18 protein-coding genes and 1 pseudogene are annotated in these 17,006 nt (G+C 38.2%); 3 read left to right on the top strand and 16 right to left on the bottom strand.

What is annotated here, in order from left to right:
* Positions 1-12: 12 nt before the first annotated feature.
* Positions 13-1,008, bottom strand: coding sequence for a glutaminase (locus tag BMZ22_RS14270; RefSeq protein ID WP_090086815.1), 996 nt, complete (start codon positions 1,006-1,008; stop codon positions 13-15).
* Positions 1,009-1,209: 201 nt separating this feature from the next.
* On the opposite strand from BMZ22_RS14270, the gene BMZ22_RS14265 reads away from it, so the two are divergent.
* A complete protein-coding gene (locus tag BMZ22_RS14265) occupies positions 1,210-2,364 on the top strand; it encodes an MFS transporter (protein WP_090086813.1) in 1,155 nt (384 codons plus the stop codon).
* 23 nt (positions 2,365-2,387) lie between these two features.
* Here the strand turns inward: BMZ22_RS14265 and BMZ22_RS14260 are convergent, their stop codons facing one another.
* The 4 genes from BMZ22_RS14260 to BMZ22_RS14245 form a co-directional block, all read right to left on the bottom strand.
* Positions 2,388-3,767 (bottom strand): hypothetical protein, encoded by a 1,380-nt coding sequence (locus BMZ22_RS14260; protein WP_090086811.1) that lies wholly within the window; start codon positions 3,765-3,767, stop codon positions 2,388-2,390.
* Entirely contained in the window at positions 3,754-4,452 is a 699-nt protein-coding gene (locus tag BMZ22_RS14255) for an ABC transporter ATP-binding protein (RefSeq protein WP_245745451.1), read from the bottom strand. The genes BMZ22_RS14260 and BMZ22_RS14255 overlap by 14 nt, the downstream gene beginning before the upstream one ends.
* Before the next feature lie 192 nt (positions 4,453-4,644).
* Positions 4,645-5,685, bottom strand: coding sequence for a DUF2332 domain-containing protein (locus BMZ22_RS14250; RefSeq protein WP_090086808.1), 1,041 nt, complete (start codon positions 5,683-5,685; stop codon positions 4,645-4,647).
* Positions 5,686-5,802: 117 nt separating this feature from the next.
* Positions 5,803-7,074: an MFS transporter gene (locus BMZ22_RS14245; protein WP_090086806.1), complete on the bottom strand. Its 1,272-nt coding sequence runs from the start codon at positions 7,072-7,074 to the stop codon at positions 5,803-5,805.
* 384 nt (positions 7,075-7,458) lie between these two features.
* Here BMZ22_RS14245 and BMZ22_RS14240 point away from each other — a divergent pair.
* Positions 7,459-7,698: pseudogene (locus BMZ22_RS14240) on the top strand (rRNA adenine N-6-methyltransferase family protein); the annotation flags it as partial.
* A gap of 196 nt (positions 7,699-7,894) precedes the next feature.
* On the opposite strand, the gene BMZ22_RS14235 reads toward BMZ22_RS14240, so the two are convergent.
* The 11 genes from BMZ22_RS14235 to BMZ22_RS14185 form a co-directional block, all read right to left on the bottom strand.
* Entirely contained in the window at positions 7,895-8,458 is a 564-nt protein-coding gene (locus BMZ22_RS14235; RefSeq protein ID WP_090086803.1) for a GNAT family N-acetyltransferase, read from the bottom strand.
* Positions 8,459-8,687: 229 nt separating this feature from the next.
* Positions 8,688-8,936 (bottom strand): hypothetical protein, encoded by a 249-nt coding sequence (locus BMZ22_RS14230; protein WP_218144064.1) that lies wholly within the window; start codon positions 8,934-8,936, stop codon positions 8,688-8,690.
* Positions 8,937-9,051: 115 nt separating this feature from the next.
* Complete coding sequence (locus BMZ22_RS17300) at positions 9,052-9,258, bottom strand: hypothetical protein (RefSeq protein WP_245745450.1); 207 nt, start codon at positions 9,256-9,258, stop codon at positions 9,052-9,054.
* Positions 9,259-9,645: 387 nt separating this feature from the next.
* Positions 9,646-10,086, bottom strand: coding sequence for a GNAT family N-acetyltransferase (locus BMZ22_RS14220; protein WP_245745448.1), 441 nt, complete (start codon positions 10,084-10,086; stop codon positions 9,646-9,648).
* Positions 10,087-10,242: 156 nt separating this feature from the next.
* Positions 10,243-11,256, bottom strand: coding sequence for a C45 family autoproteolytic acyltransferase/hydrolase (locus BMZ22_RS14215; protein ID WP_090086798.1), 1,014 nt, complete (start codon positions 11,254-11,256; stop codon positions 10,243-10,245).
* Between the two features lie 101 nt (positions 11,257-11,357).
* Positions 11,358-11,708: a VOC family protein gene (locus BMZ22_RS14210; protein WP_090086796.1), complete on the bottom strand. Its 351-nt coding sequence runs from the start codon at positions 11,706-11,708 to the stop codon at positions 11,358-11,360.
* Between the two features lie 18 nt (positions 11,709-11,726).
* On the bottom strand, positions 11,727-12,191 hold the full coding sequence (locus BMZ22_RS14205) for a helix-hairpin-helix domain-containing protein (protein ID WP_090086794.1): 465 nt from the start codon (positions 12,189-12,191) through the stop codon (positions 11,727-11,729).
* Positions 12,192-12,406: 215 nt separating this feature from the next.
* The gene (locus tag BMZ22_RS14200) at positions 12,407-12,688 is read right to left on the bottom strand and encodes a hypothetical protein (protein WP_245745446.1); all 282 of its coding nucleotides are present in this window, start codon (positions 12,686-12,688) and stop codon (positions 12,407-12,409) included.
* 87 nt (positions 12,689-12,775) lie between these two features.
* Complete coding sequence (locus BMZ22_RS14195) at positions 12,776-13,213, bottom strand: hypothetical protein (RefSeq protein ID WP_090086789.1); 438 nt, start codon at positions 13,211-13,213, stop codon at positions 12,776-12,778.
* A 110-nt stretch (positions 13,214-13,323) separates the two neighbouring features.
* Complete coding sequence (locus BMZ22_RS14190) at positions 13,324-13,884, bottom strand: SurA N-terminal domain-containing protein (protein WP_090086787.1); 561 nt, start codon at positions 13,882-13,884, stop codon at positions 13,324-13,326.
* Positions 13,885-14,477: 593 nt separating this feature from the next.
* Positions 14,478-15,371, bottom strand: coding sequence for a CAP domain-containing protein (locus BMZ22_RS14185; RefSeq protein WP_090086785.1), 894 nt, complete (start codon positions 15,369-15,371; stop codon positions 14,478-14,480).
* A 443-nt stretch (positions 15,372-15,814) separates the two neighbouring features.
* Here BMZ22_RS14185 and mreBH point away from each other — a divergent pair, with 443 nt between their 5' ends.
* A complete protein-coding gene (gene mreBH, locus BMZ22_RS14180; protein WP_090086783.1) occupies positions 15,815-16,822 on the top strand; it encodes a rod-share determining protein MreBH in 1,008 nt (335 codons plus the stop codon).
* The last annotated feature ends 184 nt before the right edge of the window (positions 16,823-17,006 follow it).

Here is a 17,006-nt window from a genome sequence, read left to right as displayed (position 1 = left end):
GATTCCCCTCCTTTAAAAAATACTTAAATCCCATTGTGTCGCAATATGCCGTAAAAGTCGAATACCGGCTACACTGTTACCTTCTTCCCCGAGCGCCGGACCGTAAACACCGATGCCGCATCCGTCGATAAACGGCATGGTGTCGTCACGTACTCTTGGTGGTACTGCTGCCAAAATGCCGCCGGAAACACCACTCTTTGCCGGTATGCCGACATATGTTGCGAATTTCCCGGAAGCATTGTACATCCCGCATGTAAGCATAAGTACCTTCGTTATTCGGGCAATTTGCCTCGGTACGATTTCTTCACCATTTTTCGGATCCATCCCGTCGTTAGCCAAAACCTGCCCAATTCGGGCCAAGTCATCAATCGTTACATCAATGGAACATTGCTTAAAATACGTTTCGAGCGTAACATCCAAATCAGATTCCAAAAACCCGACCTCAAGCAAATAATAGCCGATTGCCCGATTACGTGTGGAAGATTTGCGCTCCGATTCATAAACGGCATGATTCAGTTTAAGCCGATGACCGAACATGTTCTCAAGCAGTTGAAACACTGGTTCAAGCCGTTCATCAGATGTCGTTCCGGGCAATGTTGACGTTACTGTAATCGCTCCCGCATTATTAAAGGGATTGAGCGGCTTTTTTACCTGTTTCATTTCCAAATGCATAATGGAATTAAACGCCTCCCCGGTAGGTTCCACATCAACGTTATTAAGCATATAGGAAACGCCGCGTTCCATGCATGCCACAATAAACGTTATCGCTTTCGATATGCTTTGCAGTGTAAATTGCTCACCTGTATCACCTGAACGGAGAGTCATCCCATTATTACCCCTGATAACAATTCCTAAAGCATTAGGGTCCGCCTTTTGCAGCTCTGGAATATATGAAGCGAGCTCCCCATCATCTGTATTCTTTCTATAAAATGTCACCCAGTCATCGACATACTGCTGCAGCCATTCCTGCGTTTCTTCGGTATTCCAGTTTGCTATCCCCTGAACCATTGCAACACCTCACTTCAAATTTGTGCTAGGTACGAACCGCAAGACGCCTGATCACTTTAGATTCCCCCTGTCAATACCTTTATTATACCCGCCGACCAATCAATTGAAAAGAAACGGGGGGCTCACGAGTTTTCATTCTTGTCATTTAATGGCATAGGCGTTACGATAAGTTTTTGAGCTTACGTTAGAAAGGCGTCTTCTATGAATAAACGTGTTTACTTCTTAATGATTGTCGCATTCGTTGTTGGAATGGTTGAACTGATTATCGGTGGTATACTTGACTTAATAGCAGCTGATTTGGGTGTCAGCCTCGGTCAGGTCGGTTTCTTAATCACAATTTTCTCCTTAATTTTTGCTGTTGGTTCTCCAATTCTTTTAATTGTTACGTCACATATTGAACGAAAAAAGCTGACCCTTATATCCCTGGCTGTGTTTTTACTGGGGAATGTGGTAACTGTAGTGAGTCCTACATACAGCATTCTCTTCACTGGAAGGGTTATTTCAGCATTAAGCGGTGCACTACTGATTATTTTGTGCTTAACCATCGCGCCATCAATCGTTGAACATAAATATCGCGGACGGGCAATTGGTATTGTTTCCATGGGTGTCAGTGCATCGATCGTGCTTGGTCTGCCGGTCGGCTTGCTGCTGGGAAATGCGTTTGGCTGGCGTGCCCCTTTCGTTCTCATCACACTGCTCACAGCCCTTTCAATGGCTGGTGTGTACTTTCTTATGGAACGTGTTAAACCAAAACCTTCCATTCCTATAAAAGATCAATTGGCAACACTCCAAAATCGAAAAATATTTTTTGGACAGTCAATCACCTTTCTGTTCATGACGGGTCACACAACCCTCTATGCCTATCTGACACCTTTTTCTAAGAACGTACTGGGCGTTGATGGTACTTGGGTCAGTTTGATTTATCTTATTTTTGGTGTTGCAGCCGTAAGTGGTGGCGGTATTGGCGGAGCTCTATCCGACACAATAGGTGCTAAACGGACGATCATGCTCACCACGATTTTGTTCGTACTGGTGATTTTCTCAATCCCTTTTACAACTTTTGCACTTCCTGTATTTTTAGCCATTCTCGTTATTTGGGGAATATTAAGTTGGGCGTTATCACCCGCTACCCAAAGTTATCTGATTAACTTATCGCCTGAAACATCGGATATACAGCAAAGCCTAAACAATTCAGCACTTCATCTCGGGATTGCCGTCGGCTCCATGATTGGCGGAATCGTAATTGAAGCAGCTTCCGTTGAACACAACGCAGCAGTCGGAGGGATATTCGCTATACTTTCAGTCGTGGCAGGAATGATCTCCATGTATGGGCGAAAAAGAAGCACAACCAATTAAAAGCAGATTTACACCAAGTACATTTACAGTAAAAAACTTACTTGCTTTCTCAGCATTAACAGTACAATAACAAACCCAAATGTTAACGCAGGGTAAGTTCCGCTGAACGCAACAGCAATAAGAAATAAAAACCCGATACCGTCTTCCAGTTGAAAATTACGTGACTGTCTTGCCAGCAATGTCATTGTTTTATTCACGTTTAAGTGATAAAGAAACAGAAACACACAAGCGTAATAAACTACTTTCATAGGAGTCCACATGGAAAAATTTACAATTGCATGTACGATGATCGGAATTAGAATCAAACATGCACCAGCAGCAACCCACTTAAAATAAGATCTTTTAAATGATTCCAAATTCCATGGCAAAACCTCCAATATATCTGCCCGCATCCGGTCATTAAAAAAACTCCCTGCGACTGAGGCATATGCATAAATAACTACCGCAACTCCGATGTTATAAATCGTATCATTCATAAAGATAAATACGGTTAGCATCAGCGTAAATGCACCGATTACTTGGAAAATCAGCTGTGCATTTTGAGCCAGATAAACCCGCCACAATCTGTTATGTATTGCTTTATCTGATTGAAAGGGTTTCCTTGTCCTTGCTGACTTTTGAAAGATACTAAATTTCTTCTGCCGCTTAAACTTTGTCTTAGATGCCGCTGAAATCAGGAACATTTTCCAAATCTGAAAATCATTCACTTCGGTTACCTTGGACCATTGAACCTGGTTAAATATCGAATTTGAAAGCAAGAAATGATTTATTACGATAATTAGTAAGAGCTGAGCCAGGCCGATTAATGGTGAAGACGTCAATATGCCGATTCCATTGATTATCAAAACCGCCAAAAGCCATCCTATTTTAATCCAAAGACCTTTCTGAAACAGAACCCATTGTGGAACAGTCAACACAATTTCATATAATAAAAAGATAGATAAATATGCGACGACAATCGGTGCTGAAATTGGCGTTAATAAGATTACCAGACTTGCTGCCAAAGTTAGTATCAGAAATTGCTTTACCAACTTTTCCAGAAACACATAAAACCAAATTCGTCCTCTACTATATGGAAGCAATGTCAATTGATATTCTGTGCTGGAAAATAATATGCCCGGATCGCGGAATGATTTAAAGATATAACGAATCGGCAATGCTGTCAGAATCACCCAGAAACCTTTTTGAGCATTTGCCTCTAAAAACAAGAACTCTTCCTGAAAGCTGTCCAGCACATCACCAAAAATGAATAGACTTGCAAATACATACCCACCAAGAAGTGCCAAATAAACAGCTGTCGTCTTATCAATCATTACTTCCATAGCCATCTTGTTTATTATTTTCTTTTTACGGAAACGGCTTTTCCGAATGAAATAATATATATGTGCTTCACTTCTCTTCATCAACTGACCTCCGCTGGATTGTCTGAAAGTCGGCTATTGGTCCATAACTTTGTATCCTGCCATGCTGCAGCATAATATAATTTTCAGCGATATCTTTTACACGTTCTAATTGGTGGGTAGTCAGTAATATACTTGTACCATTCTTCGCCTTTTCTTGAATCAGTTCTTCCAAATATTCCATCGCATATATGTCCAGCCCCATAAACGGTTCGTCGATAAAGAGAAGTGGTGTATCAGGCAGCAATGCACAGATTGTTTGCACTTTTTGGCGCATCCCCTTTGAAAGTGCCTCCGGATATTCATTCAGTTTGTCTTCCAGCTCAAATCCCGGAACCAGCCGCTCGAGCGAATTTTGCAGTTTTTCTTCTGGAACCGCATAACTCATTGCGTACAACTGAAAATGCTGCATTACCGTCAATTCGGTCAAAAGCAGTGGCTCTTCCGGTAAATACGAAATCAGTTGTTTAAAGGTGAGAAAATCATCTTCCTGATTATACCTCTCGTTAATCCAAATTTCACCCTCTGACTTAGCCATAACGCCCATAACCGTCTTAAACAGGGTCGATTTTCCAGCACCATTATGTCCAACAAGTGCTGTTACTGAAGAAGGCTTAATGTCAAAAGTGATTCCGTCGAGTAAGACTGCCTGGTTTATTTCTGTACGGAGATCCTTTATCTGTAACACGTTCACATATCTCACCCTTTTGGTTTTTCATTCTACTGCTACATACGTGTATTAATAAAATCAGTTTCAATTTTGAACCAAGAAATAACCCTAATGAGAATTTTTCTTTATCCGAAATAAATCAAGAAGGACATCGACTTATCCAAATGGGCACCCGTTAGGAATAGTCAAATCAAGTTTTTACAGAAAAATTTAGTGAGACATGAGGGAATCGACCGGCTGCCATTGAAACCAACGTCCATGACCATCAGTCTCACCAACAGTTAACTTGGTTTCCTTACCATTAATCCAATAATCGAGGTGCAGTGCTTTATCCCAGATATTATTGTAGACATGAATAACGTCTCTTTCTTTACCTATTTTCTTGATTTTATTTAATAAATCTATCTTCATATCTTTGGGTATTTGGTTCGCTACATGCGTATGGAAAATACATATGGCTTTATCTACAGGTATTTCCTTTACGATTCCTTCAAGTAATGATACCCCGTCACCCTCTATAAGTTTTAATGGTTGTTTTTTAAAAAGGTCAACTGCATCATCAAAAAGCTTTAACCTCTGTTCATGTTCCGGCCAAATAAGTGATTTCAGCCAGCTATATTCGTCATAATTATTAAGGTCAGTGATATTTAAGTCTAAACCTATTTTGTGAGTGACAGGAGGGGCTGAACTTGGGATGTCCGATAGCTCACCTTTAACTTCTGAAGCAATATGTACATTTGAATTAACATCTCCGAATATCTCGTCAGCCCCATAGGAATAGCTATATTGATCCCACATCAATTGTAAACCTGCACTTGTGCCGATTTCGATCATGGCCAAGGGTTTGTTCACCTGCTTATAAGCATAACAAAATGTTGGGTAAAGGTAAGCGCATCGTCTCACTTCATTTGTCTGTACCAGTTTACTTCTTAAAATCTCTATAATCTTGTCCTCATACTCTGAACAAAAATCTTTAAATAAAGGAAAAGAGTCTTTTTTATTCTTAGGTGGGTTAGTTATACTTGGATAATAATATTTCAAATCATGATTTATTCCTTGTAATAATAAATGATGAACAGCCCCGAATAACATGTTCGGTCTGGGCTGCCCTTCTCTTACATAAGTAGATAACTCAAGTAGTTGCTCATCAGAAGCTACTTGTAAGGATAAAAATTCATATAATTCACTTGTACCTTTGCATTCTTCCTCAGCAAATTTTTTAAAACTTTGAGACAGAACATGTTGATCCACACAACTCCTCCTCTACTCTGTTTGGATTGTTGCAGATAGGCGCTCGATGCTGGAGCTAGTCATATATAGTTTTAGATAGGCTAATTTAACTCTTTCCTCGAAAAGTTCTATTACTTTTTAAATATTGCTAGTATTAAACGTATTCCGGTTTAAAAAGACAATAAACACTATAATGAATTGCCATATTCCAGCAAATAAGAAAACATAATTTGCACCCAAACCATCAGCTATCAAACCACCAATGAGATTTGACAACGGTATCAGCACAACGGCAATTGCTTGCATGATTGTATGAACACGGCCCCTATACTCATCGGGAACGATTAATATTTGCACTGTATCCAGTGTTATACTTGGTAATGTTACACCTATTCCAAGCAATAACCCGAAGAGGTAAGTGACCCAAATAGGAAAATCGACAAACATAAAAAGCAGTATGATACCGAGGAATAACCACCCTCCGACAACGATAGTGGCGTTTTTAAATTTCTGACTGATTTTCCCTATAACTAAGCCACTAAGAATACTTCCCATTGTGAGTGCTGCATTGAAAATACCATACGCTTGCGGCGAGCTGTCTAAGAATTCATTGAAATAAACAACAAACATAGGCATAATCATACTGGTAATATTAACTAAGCTAGCAATAATGGTAACTTTTCTTATGTATTCATGCTTCCAGAGGTATTTAAAACCTTCAATTAAATCTTTTTTGAAGCTATGACGCTCAGGGGATGTTTGCTCTTTTTGCTCTTCTTTTATTGCTTTTGTTACCGATGCCTCATGATTATTGGATAATCCACCTTGTCTTTCCACCGGGGTTAATAAATGTACGAAACTAATTATAAAAGCACCAATAAAAAACGTCACTGAATTAAATATTAATCCGCCAGTGATGCCGATGACTGCAATAAGAAAGCCAGAGATTGAATTCCCCAATAAACTAGCTATATTACTGGATACACTCCGATAACCGATTAACCTGGAAACCGAATCGACCGGAACAAGCATGGGCATAATTCTGGTTTGAGCAGGGTTTTCCAAGCTGAATGTTATCTCCCTCAGCGCCACTAAAATAAAAATCGCCCAAATTTCACCATTTCCGCTTAGCGAATAAATACTAATAATCATACACACTACTAAAATCCCGTTTATTCGCAACGCCCATATCAGAAGGGATAATGGTTTTTTGCTTCTATCCGCAAAAACACCAGCTACAGGACCCGCAAAGAAGCGACTAATGTGCGTAAATGAACCAATGATCGCAGTTGCTAACGCAAGCCCTGTTACATCGTATACATACCACATAATTAATATGGTAAAAATACTATTCCCTAACGCCGTGACAAAATCATTGGTTACGAATAGTAATAAGTTTCTATTCTTCAAAATATATTTCCTTCTTTCCCCACTATTCAATTTGTACTTTTCATTCTAACATGGACTTAAACATATTTTGCAATATTCTGATACTATTCAAAAGGGTGCACTTAATAATTAGCGCGCCTGAAGGTATGTGAATCATTGCCATAAACTACACTAGACTATAATGAAATGATTAACTTAAAGATTCAATGTTTAACAAATCGCAAAATTAAGGTATACTATAATTAGAAAGGCATACAGTAAAAAAGACCGCTTGGTGCTGGTAACACCAAACGGTCCAATGTGTGCAATAGCCCTTCAAGGGGGCAGCTCACATTGATCGGTGAAAAAGTAACACACCTTAAATGCTTGCTAGGCTGACAGGGTGGTTACTTTTTTTCGTGAAACGAGCCGAGTGTGGATTCTGTATTGATTATTCTTGAACGCCACGAGCCATTGATTTTAAAGAAAGACTACAAAAAATATCAATCCTTTGTTTATAGATGGGTAAACAAAGAATATCACGCTCTTTTTACTAAGAATCAGTTCAGACAAGCCTTGAAGCATGCAAAAATATATGACTTAAATAACGTTAACTTTAAACAATTTTTATCTCTTTTCAATAGTTATAAATTGTTTAATAAATAGTGTTAAGGGGTTGCTTTAATGACAGCAACCCCTTTAAACTTATTTTCCCCTAGATACTTGGTTAGACTCATTCTGTTCACGCATTATATTCCATAATCTGGTCCTACAATGGCAAATTGGGCGATTTATTCCGCAAATGCTCCAGTTTAATGAACAATGGGCGCAATTCAGCATATTGAATTACGCCCATTGAAAATTACTTAGAATTCATATAGTACACGAGGTTATCGGTCCATTCATCAAATTCAAATATAAAACCTTTTCTGATACATTCAAATTCCATTCCTATGCTTTCCGCTAACTTGATGGAAGGCTTATTATCAACATTTATATGAGCCTCAATGCGATGGAAATGAAGATTTTTAAAGGCGATGTTAAGCAATTCTTTTACTGCTTCTTTCCCGTAGCCATTACGCCAAAATTGGTTGTGAATGGTATAGCCTAAGAGTCCCCACTGAAATTCTTCTCTCATAATCGTTTCCACTTCAACCTTACCAACTTGCTTTTGATCTGACTTTCGAAAGACACCAAATACATACGCTTCGTCCTGATCAGCATACTTTTGAAACTTTGAAACTACATCATAATTGAATTTTTGCTGTGTCCATCCACTCAAGTCCATTTTATTATCGTCGTATTTATACTGTGAAGGAAATCTGTTAAGACAACCCTCCAGCCACCGTTTATAATCCTGATTCTGTAACGGCCTTAATACTAATCTTTCTGTCTCTGATTTAAGTTTGATTTCCTCTGTATTCAATGTGATGTCTCCTTAGCATAAATTTTTTCCTAATGACAAATGCTTCGGTGTCTACATTTAAAAGATTTAGTTTATATGCCATAAGCCATCACACCTTTCGTTAAAATTATGTGAATATTATACTATTGTTCCTTACTATCCGAAAGGACTTATTCCGCAAAATAGCTCTTATATGCGACAACGGCACGATTTTTTTATTAGGAAAACGCGCCCGATGAATGAAAAGGATTTACTTCTTGCGGTTTCTTTTAAAGAGATTTGACGTAATCAACAGTAATATGCCAATAACAATTAAAGGTATGGAAAATGAGACATAAGGTTCAGGGATACCTGTAATACTTGAAATGGTTTTATTTAATGCTATTCCGAAAGCAAAAGCCCACATTCCTATAAAAGCTATAATTTTCCCAGTTATGTTAAATTTTTTTGAAGACATCCGTTCACGGGCCCCTTTGTTGAGGAATTTGCCTTTCTCCAATACTTCATTGGTTCAATTTTTACATATCTTGTATTCCATAAAATGACTTGGAAAAGTAATAGTGGGCGCATTTTTATTTCGCGAAAGCGCCCGATAATGGAACAAGATGCAAAATTTAAATTCGGTCATTTTCAATAATGAATATACCGCCACAATGAGAAATTGGATAAAAATTACACTCATTGCTTAGTTCAGAACTAATTTCATCGTGGACGAAATAAAATTCATCATCATCCCAGTATTCAATACTATCCTGACGGCATTTTTCGAGTTTCTCTCTTGTTTCAAAAGAGACATCACCAATAAATATTTTGCCGTTCAAGGAGAGATAGCAGGTTAGTTATAAAGGATATTTTTTCTTTATCTTCAAGATGGTGTAAAGTATACGTGCTTATAATCGAATCATATCTATTCCCAGTAATTTAAATACTCCTGTTCCAAAGCCGACATCCAAAACTTTAGAATTTCTTTTCTGCATTACTTCATTAAAAATTGTATTCATTATTTCCTTGTATCTTGCAAAGGGGTACTGGTTATTTTCCTCACTAACCTGGACTGTCTTATCATAGTTATCAGCCCTAGATTAAACCCTTTGTCGTTTAGCATAAATGCTCCTCCAATTATTGATGTTCCACAATATCGACGTTATGTATGAAACAGGCGATAAGACTTATTCCGGAATGGCGCCCAATTAAGGAATATCGTTAAATTATAAATATGCTCTCATCCTGATTACTTTACCATTCATTTCGGGGCCTATTTCATTCATACCAATTTTGCGGTAAAACTTAACTGCAGAAGTATTAGTCGGGGAGACTCTTAGGTGATATTCGCTAACATTATTACTTTTAAAAAATTGCTTTGCATAATCGTGTAACTCTTGTCCCTTCCCCTTTCCACGCTCTTCAGGTGTTATGTAGTACAAATGTACATAACCAATCTCTTTGTCTTCATACTTCCGAATCGACAACTCAAGTTGTCCCACAAATTTATTATCTTCCTTTGCTAAAACAAACCCCTCTGGATAATTAGCAATCTTTTCTTTCAGCCAGTTAAGATATTCCTCTTTATCAAAATCAAATGTATTACCAAAACTTACTGCGAACGAATCGCTACGGAATTTAACTACCTCTTCACAGTGTTTTTCCAAGTTGATATTTATAAACCGAAGAATACTTCATCCCCCCAATAAAATTTACGTTTTTAAACTGACGTTATAAATCAGGTTGGAGCACAATACTTATTCAATTCTTGCACCCTTTTACGGTATATTAGGTGAACTGATATTACCAGCTATAATTGAGTATTATGCTTTTTCAACAATTTCCCCTGACAAGGTTTCTAACCTTGAATCGTACCCCTTAATCCAATCACTCCAGTCAATCTTGTGAGGTTTTCCATGAGGTAAAGATATGTAAATGACCTGATCATTAAATAAATAAGCAAATGAATGCATGGTACCAAAATAATCTTGATAATTTTGATAGAACATTGGTGATTTAGGGTTGGAAAACCACTTGAATATCTGTTCTCCATTCATATGATTTAGATGTTGAAGATCCATATTTGATAAACGCTTGTGACTTTGTGTAAAATCATTATCCCTGTTTAAGTATTTCAGACACTCATTCTGAAAATGATTTGTACATGTTAATAATCGCAACTCATCATTCCTTCTTATTTTCGTAGCAAAAGGTGATTTTTCCACTACAGCTATTTCTCCATAGCGATCTGCAAGGGAAAAGTTATAACTCCAAGAAATCGGAAGCTCTTTTATTACTTCAATTGCGGAACTTGTATCTTTGCAAACATCAAGAATAATCCGGACGATAGTGGATGCCATTAACCCTTCTTTAGTGACTTCATTATTTACAAAATGAAAAGCAATGAATAAACTCTCTTCATTCACACCTTCCAGTCTTCCCACAATATGAATACTGTTCCCTGCTGTCGCAAAACATTCTTGAGGTTGAAGCATTGTAAAACAGTGATCATATAGCTCAGGGGAAAAATCATAATTACGAATAGCAAAATTAAGATGGACTACTGATGAACAACCCATTCCTTCAACCTGTGGTATAACGTATCCACTAAACAGTTTTAATGCTTTAGAATATTCGATTTTTAAAGCATGAGCTAACCCGTCGATCTCATCTAATATATGAGGAGCATAATTTTGCAGTATTGAATTTGCATTGGTTTCATTGAAACTGCTAAATTTCAGATTTGAAAATTGTTGGTTTTCATTCTTAATATCCAAGCCTTGAAGTATGCCTATAGAATGTGCATAATCCCTATATTGCCGAATTGATATTTCCATATAACCACCTTTTAAATTAATGCTTGTTCCCTAACAACCTCACCTGATTAGCAAGAAAACATTATTACTCCTGAAACGCGCCCGATGATGGAACAATTTATTTAATCATCTTTAACAAAACTTAGCTCGTTGCCATCTAGATCGAAAATGGTAAACTTTCTACTACCATAGTCAGTATCAAATAATTCTTCCATGACCTCAGCCTGTCCTTTTATTCGCTCCCATAATGCATCAACATCATCTACGTAAAAATTAAATCTTCCATTGGCAGGTACGTCTTTATGCTCCAATAATGCAAACATGGCCCCTCCTTCATTTTCAAAATGCACATAATTCGGTTTTTCTGGTGGCCATGTTGCAGCTACATTGAAATCTAATACATTTTTGTACCACTCCACGGCTTTTTGAAGATCCTTAACATTAGCCCTAACATGCTTTAACCTTGTTTTCATTGTACAATCGCTCCCTTTTCAAATGTCATACCATGGGATTTTAGGTCTTGATTTTGGATAACCAAATTTTTGACGAAATTCTTTTCTTTCCCTGGTAAAATCAAACCACTGCTTTTCACTGTCCGGATTGTTGGCGTGATGAATGACACATATAATTTGGTCTTCTACGCATGGATCAGTCCAGCAACCGAGCCTTACCTCCAAGCGATTAAAAAGTTCTGCCCATTCCTCGTCCTTAATTTGATCTATGCTATAATAGCCCAGGTTAACTAATTTATGAGCCAATTCATACCCGATTGAAGGGATCTGTTGAAAGGTGGATAAACCTATTAAAAATTTCGCTCTTTCGTTTGTTATATCTAAAATTTTTATTAGGTCATCCAATTGTAAATTATGAATCTCACTTAATTTTACCTTTGAACTCCGAAGTTTACTTCGCTCGGTTTGTGTTAAAGGTAGCTTGGGATTTTTACGTCCGTTCAATTCAATCCTCTCCCAGGTGAATTTACTACTCAAAATCAATTCTATATATTGTACATTCTCAACTAATTATTTACGTACTTTAATTCAATTTATCATTGTTACGAGAGAACCCTGCCCCTATACTTCAACAAAAAGGGTGTGATCTCCTTCTTCAAGAAACGGGCCCTTTAATTGAAGAAACGTTGATAAACCAAACCCTTTGCCTCAATTATTGTTCAAAGTGATGTATGTACATAATTCACCTCGTATCCATCTCCGAGTTCGAATTTTAATTTTTGATACAACCTCAATCCTTTTTCATCGTGAGATTTAACTAATATTGCCGTATCACGCTTTATTTTTTCGCCGTAATCAGTCTGTTCTAAAATTTTCCCATACTGAATGACCCAATTCATTAACTCAGATTTCAATTCATCAGAAAGAGGAAAATCATCAATATCAAGGTTACAGCCACACTTTGAACACCACAGAGGATCAGCGCTATGGTCAGCTTCCATCTTATAGGTACCGTGCAAACATTTTGTTCTTAGGAAGTTTGTCATTATCGTCTACCCTCTTTAATTAACAAATTAGTTTTCCTAAAGTCACTTACTATATCTTTTGGTCAATTTGAAACCTTTTCTATAATCCCAAAAAACATATCCACTAAGACACAGCTGAACAATGCCAATGATTAAAAATGGACCGGTCACTATATACGTTTCACCTACAGCGATGTACTGAAAAGCCAAACCGAACAAAAAAACTGCTCCCATAACAGCAGATGCATACCAAGAACTATTATGTTCTTTTTTAAAACTTAACACCGCCGCAATAATATTACCGAGCCCAAATATGACAATTGCTAGAACCCCAGGCATAACCCAACTATCAAAAGGAAGATTGAACGCCCAACTGTCGGGATATGGCTCGGAAAAAATCGTTCCACTACTCGACGTTAACATTTGAACTCCTAACCAAATTGCACCTGTCGCCAAAAACAAATCGTAAACACCCAATACGATTGTACCAATTTTACGCATTCCCTTTCCTCCCATTGTTTTTACAACCCTCTCATCTATACAACAAAATGTCCCTACAGCTGTAAACTGAAATACATCTGTTCATCATTCGCGCCCAATTTTTGAAGATATTAATCAATTAAAACTTCAATTTCATCTTCATTCCCATCCACCAGTTTTTCTAATAAATTATGATAGTCTTCCCCAAATTTCTCTATCCAATTTTCATCATTAATATTTGCCTCTGTATCACCTAATTTCTTCTCGAGATAAGTATTGATATAAGTATTTCGTTCATTAATTCTTTTAGCATATTCTCTTTGGAAATCTTCTGGTTTCATATCTAATTTTTTGGCTTGTGATTCGGCAAACTTACGAATTTGCTTTCCACCTTCGTCTTTTGCATTTGGAGGAGGCAATTCCCCGAACCAGTCACCGTCCTTTTCTTCACTTAAATTGTCTGAAATATCAAGGTCCATTTCTTTTACCTCTTGTTTTACCAATTCCACTTCTATTGCCGAATCAAGATAATCTAACGCAGTATCATCAGGATATAAAAAACGTAAATCACCTACTGTAATCTCTTGACCTTTTACAATCGCTGCTTCATTGTCATCGTATTTTGAAATAGCGCTACACCCAACCATAAAAATAAAGAGTATTAAGAGGGATAACTGTACAACTTTTAACATTAAAACACCCCCTGGATTCTCCAAAGATTTAAAGTTTCCTTTCTTCAACCCGATTGATGACCAAAGAGCAATTTTGACTCTTCCACATCTGCTCAATGCTTGAATAATTAAGAAACAGAAACAATCAAAATAACGGTTCCTGTTGTTGTTTTAAGTAAAGCGCCGGTTCGTAGAGTTGAACATTCCATAAATGAAATGAATTTATTTTGTCTTTTTCGATTTTCCAAATAAACCTATTGCAGCAGCTACAGCAATACCAATTGCAATCCAAGAACCTATACTCATCCTTATCCCCCTTCAATAAGACTTTTCTTATTATTCTTTACGGTTTTCAGAATATTAAAGTTTCAATAACTGCTGTTTTTGTTACTTAAAACCTCTAAAAGATACAAACAGCACCATCAGGACGTATTATAATCCCACTAATACTACGTTGGAATACCTGAGACAAAAAATAAATGAAGAGCACCAACACTTTGAAGGAGCGTAAAGAAGTTCAAGATTAAATCATTAAGCTGTTAGGACAACGAAAAAAGGACTGACCCGTTAAGGCCAGTCCTTTTTTAATGGACCGGATAGACCGTCCAGTATTTTTATTTTCCAATAAATTGCTGAGTCCAGTGATTGCCTTGTTCAACATAGCCGACACCGATGTGGGTGAAGTTCGGGTTCATAATGTTTTCCCGATGGCCTTCACTGTTCATCCAGCCATTTACAACTTGTTCGGGGGTTGTTTGACCTTTGGCAATGTTTTCACCGGCTGTTTGATAAGAGATACCATACTGTTTCATCATATCAAATGGTGAGCCATAGTTCGGGCTGTTGTGAGAAAAATAGTTGCTTGTTGCCATGTCACGGGATTTCTCGCGGGCCACTTTACTCAATTCTGTGTCCACTTTAAGCGGTTCAAGCCCTTGTGCCTCACGCTCTTGGTTGGTCAGCTCGACTACTTGCTGTTCAAATTCATTCAGTTGCTGTGCGTCTTGTGATTGAGATTGTTGGTTTTGCTCGGTTTGTTGATTTTGCTGACTTTGCTGCTCAGCTGGCTGCTGTGGTGCTTGTGCTTTAGGCTCATCAGCATTTTGTTCCTGCTCTTTATCAGCTTGTTGCTCTGTTTTACCTTCTTGCTGGTGCTTATCTTGTTGCGCTGTCTTATCTTCCTGTTGAGATTTATCTTGTTCATTATTGTCTTCTTCGGCTTTACCACTTTCTTCAGGAGCTTCCTGTTTTTCAGGTTTGTCTTGCTCCGGTTGTTCTTTATGAGTACTTTGCTGTTTATTCCAATTAATCTGCGGGAAGTATTTGTTCAGATAATTGCTGAACCGATCGGATGAAGCTTCAGTCCAATCGCTCCCATTAATAGAATAATAGACTTTAGTCTGAACAGACTTATTATTTTCACTTGCAGAAGCATCTGCAGTTGTTTGAAATGCGCCGCCGAATAACAACGCTGCGGTCATTGATCCGACCATCAATTTGTTAAACATTCCAGTCACCTCTCCTGTGTTTTTTTGTTGCAAAATTATCGTACCATAGCTTTTCTGTAATATTACTGGCACCCATTTCCATTATGCCTTGCATCGACTAACTATTCTGAAGATTAACCGTCCAGACAGGGTTCAGCATGACTACCTCTTTCAATTAACAGGAAAAGGTTTGATATGGTGGTAAATTTTACACTTAACAAGCTGTTGACACCCTTCAGAATAAGCCTCATATGTTACAATCAGTGTTTATTTGTAAACGAAATGTTACTTGATTTTTGATGGATATTCCTATCAAAATAGAAGAGAGTGAAATGTTTGAGTGGGGTCATCTTGGCTTTTTATATACCCCCAGAAAATAAATTTGCTTTAAGAAAGTTATAGTAGTGGTATGTGTTTTTTATCATTAAATTGTTCTTATATATCACATCATTGGAGGACCTGACATGTTATCAACTGCAGAAATTGGAATTGACTTAGGTACAGCGAATATATTGATATATTCCAAAACAAAAGGAATCGTGTTAAACGAGCCTGCTGTCGTGGCAATTGATTTGAATACAAAAAATGTCGTGGCAGTCGGTTCTGAAGCTAAGGAAATGGTCGGTAAAACCCCTCAGAATATCGTCCCGATCCGTCCATTGAAAGACGGGGTTATCGCAGACTATGATGTTACCGCGCAAATGCTTAAAGAATTTTTGAAAAAGGTAAGCAAGAAGATGGGGCTATCGATGCGCAAGCCAACGGTTGTCGTGTGCACACCGTCAGGCAGCACGGCTGTTGAACGCCGTGCAATTCATAATGCTGTCACCAGCTATGGTGCTAAACAAGTGCACCTAATTGAAGAACCGATTGCTGCTGCCATAGGGGCAGATTTGCCGGTCGATGAACCGATCGCCAACGTTATTGTCGATATTGGCGGGGGTACGTCTGAAGTTGGAATTATCTCATTCGGCGGTGTCGTCTCCTGTAATTCTATCCGCACCGGCGGAGACAAAATGGATGAGGAAATTGTTAACTACATCCGGAAAAAATATAATATCTTAATTGGTGAACGCACAGCCGAAAACATCAAAATGGAAGTTGGTCAGGCAAATGAAAACCATGATGAAAAATCGATGGATGTTCGTGGCCGTGATATGGTGACAGGCTTGCCAAAAACCGTTTCCGTTTCATCAAAAGAAGTTTATTCTGCACTTAAAGAATCGCTCGATCAAATTTTGGAAACGATCCGCACAACGTTGGAAAACTGCCCGCCGGAACTCAGCGGTGATATTGTAGACCGCGGCATTGTGCTTACCGGGGGCGGTTCAATGCTAAACGGACTGAAGGACTGGCTGTCGGAAGAAATTTTCGTCCCTGTCCATATTGCACCAAGCCCGCTTGAGTCTGTCGCGATTGGAACAGGCCGGTCACTGAAAATGATTTCCAAGCTGCAAAAAGCGGCGAAATAATCGAGGGGAAACCGTCTGCCATGGCAAAGTGGCAGGCGGTTGCTTATTGTATAATGGTTTACGCAATTCTCTATTTGTTAATCTTCGGGTGTGTGGGAATCAGTTTTCGGACAGAAGTTTCTGTTCTCCCGCACATTTTTTCGTTCTCCCGCCCATATATCTGCGCTCCGGCACATTTTTTCGT

The organism is Lentibacillus persicus, from assembly GCF_900112705.1.
GTDB lineage: Bacteria > Bacillota > Bacilli > Bacillales > Amphibacillaceae > Lentibacillus > Lentibacillus persicus.
This window is presented reverse-complemented; position numbering and strand designations above follow the sequence as displayed.

Bases quoted from the DNA above. Each gene is read 5' to 3' on its own strand.
- BMZ22_RS14270 (WP_090086815.1), bottom strand. From the start codon at position 1,008: ATGGTTCAGGGGATAGCAAACTGGAATACCGAAGAAACGCAGGAATGG.
- BMZ22_RS14265 (WP_090086813.1), top strand. From the start codon at position 1,210: ATGAATAAACGTGTTTACTTCTTAATGATTGTCGCATTCGTTGTTGGA.
- BMZ22_RS14260 (WP_090086811.1), bottom strand. From the start codon at position 3,767: ATGAAGAGAAGTGAAGCACATATATATTATTTCATTCGGAAAAGCCGT.
- BMZ22_RS14215 (WP_090086798.1), bottom strand. From the start codon at position 11,256: ATGGAAATATCAATTCGGCAATATAGGGATTATGCACATTCTATAGGC.
- BMZ22_RS14210 (WP_090086796.1), bottom strand. From the start codon at position 11,708: ATGAAAACAAGGTTAAAGCATGTTAGGGCTAATGTTAAGGATCTTCAA.
- BMZ22_RS14200 (WP_245745446.1), bottom strand. From the start codon at position 12,688: ATGGAAGCTGACCATAGCGCTGATCCTCTGTGGTGTTCAAAGTGTGGC.
- BMZ22_RS14195 (WP_090086789.1), bottom strand. From the start codon at position 13,213: ATGCGTAAAATTGGTACAATCGTATTGGGTGTTTACGATTTGTTTTTG.
- BMZ22_RS14190 (WP_090086787.1), bottom strand. From the start codon at position 13,884: ATGTTAAAAGTTGTACAGTTATCCCTCTTAATACTCTTTATTTTTATG.
- BMZ22_RS14185 (WP_090086785.1), bottom strand. From the start codon at position 15,371: ATGTTTAACAAATTGATGGTCGGATCAATGACCGCAGCGTTGTTATTC.
- mreBH (WP_090086783.1), top strand. From the start codon at position 15,815: ATGTTATCAACTGCAGAAATTGGAATTGACTTAGGTACAGCGAATATA.